This window comes from Syntrophomonas sp. UBA5494 (assembly GCF_002426325.1).
Genome location: NZ_DIPG01000137.1, coordinates 4,752 through 7,749 on the forward strand (window position 1 = coordinate 4,752; position 2,998 = coordinate 7,749).

A 2,998-nucleotide genomic window follows, 5' to 3' on the forward strand; every position below is an offset into this window, starting at 1 on the left:
CCCATAAAATAATCCTCGGATTTACAAGAAACCCGAGGATACGGAAATGTTACTTAAGGTACTATAAATTTATGTTAATATCGGTTTTACTCTACTGCTGTATCAAGTATGGATCACTCTTTTTTAAGCCTTTGATTTGCTTGAATTCAAGAGCAATGTGTCAGAATGGACTCAGTGTATCAAAACGATACTGGTGAATAATTCAGAATTAAATTAATTGCAACCAGCAGGCTGCCTCTAAGTGAAATAGGAGCAGCCTGTCTCATTTTTAGAGGCGGAGCCATTGCGGCGGCGGCTTCCTTTTTCTTTGGTTCATCCCGGAAAAGTATAAAGGAGCCGGGTTACTTTTTAAATTTCCTTGGTGAGACTGGATTTATTTTTTACCAGCCACTTTCCCTTTTCCTTTGCGAGTACGAAATCGATTCGGGAACAGTATTCGCCCCATTTGCCCGGTTGCGTTACAATCACGCTTTGGCCGGCGGGATTTTTATATTGGTGCGAAGGTATATTAAGATGGGTATGGGACGCCACAATAGCGTCGATGCCGTTAACGCTGCGGGCCAGTTCCTTGACTCTGTTGCCGGGGTGTTTAGGTTTAAGCGGCTCTTCACCGGAATGAACGACGGCCACGACGATGTCGGCTCCGTTCATTTTCATACACTCGGCCCATTTATCAGCCTCTTTTACCATATCCTCCAGTTTCAAAATTCCCTTATACGCAGGTAAATCCTCCACATTCTCCCCACCTTCACCTACTTCCGGAAGAGTAAGGCCGAGAATGCCTACTTTTAAGACCCCCTGGGGGGTAGAAAAGTCTTTCATTATATAGGGAGTTACATAATTGCGATAATATTCTCCTGAATAGGGATTCACCGCCGAAGTCTCGTAAAGGTTGGCGGATAAAACCGGTATATAACAATCGGTAAAGTCCAGAATCAACTCATTCAACCCCAACTTATCATTGGACAGGAATTCATGATTGCCGAGGACTACGGCATCATAATCCAGCTCGCTCATATGGCGGACAATCGGAGGCATTCGACGGGGCTGGCCGGCGTTGTCGGCGTTGCGGCAGATTTTAAACCACTGCTGCATGGCCGTGGCCGCATCATTCTGGTCATCGAAGAAATCCCCTGCATCCACCAGCATAAAATTATCTTCTCGGGACCGGGTCTCCTGGATATAATGGGCTAAATCGTCCGGAATACTCCCGTGCAAATCAGCTGTGGCCAAAATAGTAAGCTTGACTTCCCGGTTGGGAATAAGGCTGTTGACAGGACCGACATCAAGCTTAGCCAGTATTAATAAAAAGGCCGCTAGGGCAATTGCCGGTAAAGCACCATATAATAGCAGTTTTTTCATGGAACCTAATCTCCTTCGCTTATTTTAATTATAATTATCCGGACATGTGCATGGAAGGGATAGAAGCGGGATTTGGCGCCGGATTCTCTATTCCACCGCCCGGATGGCCTCGGTGATCGTGACTTTGTTGACCTGCCGGGCAGCGCCGATAGTAGCTAGCCAGCCGATCAGCAGATTGATTAGTATGACCGCCAGGAACAACTTCCATTCGATAAAAAACTGTTTGTATTCCAGAGGAAAGGCGGCCAGGTGAACATAATAGATAAATATACCGGCCTGCATCACCAGGGCAAGCCCACAGGAGAACACCGCGGATAGGCCGCCGTAGGTCAATCCCTCAAACCAGAGCATATTACGGAACTGTTTCCGGCTCAGTCCGATGGCTTTCAGGATGCCGTGTTCGTGCAGGCGGGATATCAGGTTATAGCTGATGTTGTTGTAGATGCTTAAAGCGCTGATAATCATCAGTACGGCGGCAATGGATATATACAACAGCAGATATTGCACTCGGGCCTGGCGCTGGTAGTCCTGGTCCGCCACCCGGTCGCTCATCCCCGTACCCGGGATCAGTTCTGCCAGGCCGAGGACTTTCTCCTGCAAGAGCCGGTAAGCAGCCGAACCTGCATCATCCCGCATGTCTATACTGACGATGCGGTAGTCGGGCACGCCGAATAATTCCGTAAACATTTGATTCGATATGAGCAGATAAGGGTCCTGGTTCGATCCTAAATGAAAAGTGTCTTTTTCCGGCAGATAGCGGTTTTTGATAATACCGGCTACGGTAAATTCCTGCTCCCGGTACATATCTTTATATTTTCCGTACTGATAGATCAGGTTCCAGTTATCCAGAGATTTTTCGTAACCGGCTCGGGGATAGCTTATGGTGACCCGGTCTCCCGGCTTAATTTTCAGGATCGGTTTTAAGCGGTCGTCCTTCTTTGGGTTCGCCCGGGCATAAGAGGTCCCGTCGGCGTATACTTCGGGAATGCATAGCACTGCCAGGGGCTGCTGCCGCATCTGCCGGATATCGAAACTGCCGGCGGACAGCAGATCATTCAAAGGCGCCAATTCTTCATCGGTTAAGCCTTCCATAGTCGTTCGGATCAGAAGTTGGCCATCGTCTCCGGGAAAAGCGAAGCGCATTTTTTCCTCGGGATGATCTATGATATCGGTATTGCGATGGTCCATCTGCGTCAGCCATTTTTCCCGGCTTTTAAGATAATTACGTCCATTGGCTCCGTTGAGCAGGGAAGGGCTGATCTGGGCCCGCGCATAAAGAATCTGCTGGGCGGAAACGTCCCGCACCTGCGGCCAGGTTCGGATGGCATCGATTTGTTCCCGGGTGTAGCCTTTTTGCATAGGCACACTGTTGTTGACATTGAGTCTGAATTCATAGTTTTTGCTGGGATAAACCCCATCCAGATAGTCGCGGGCGCGATCAAATAATTCCAGTTTGTAGGATTGTATCAGCAATACGGAGCAGCCCACCGACATGGTAAGGACCGTAAACCAGAGCGCCTTTTTGTTCCGGCGCAAATTTTTCAGAGCGATCTTCCAGGGAACTCCCGGCAGTCTCTCCAGCACGGTTTCCCGTCCGGACAGACCGGCATCCATGCTATGGCGGTTGATGGCCTCT

2 protein-coding genes are annotated in these 2,998 nt (G+C 48.9%); both read right to left on the reverse strand.

Annotated features, from left to right (window positions below):
• Positions 1-348 precede the first annotated feature (348 nt).
• Positions 349-1,362, reverse strand: coding sequence for a metallophosphoesterase (locus tag B3W37_RS15450; RefSeq protein ID WP_483176333.1), 1,014 nt, complete (start codon positions 1,360-1,362; stop codon positions 349-351).
• Between the two features lie 87 nt (positions 1,363-1,449).
• Positions 1,450-2,998, reverse strand: a 1,549-nt coding sequence (locus B3W37_RS15455) for an ABC transporter permease (protein WP_483176334.1), incomplete at its 5' end; no start/stop codon positions are given.

Excerpts from the sequence above, each read along its gene's own strand:
- B3W37_RS15450 (WP_483176333.1), bottom strand. The coding sequence starts at position 1,362 with ATGAAAAAACTGCTATTATATGGTGCTTTACCGGCAATTGCCCTAGCG.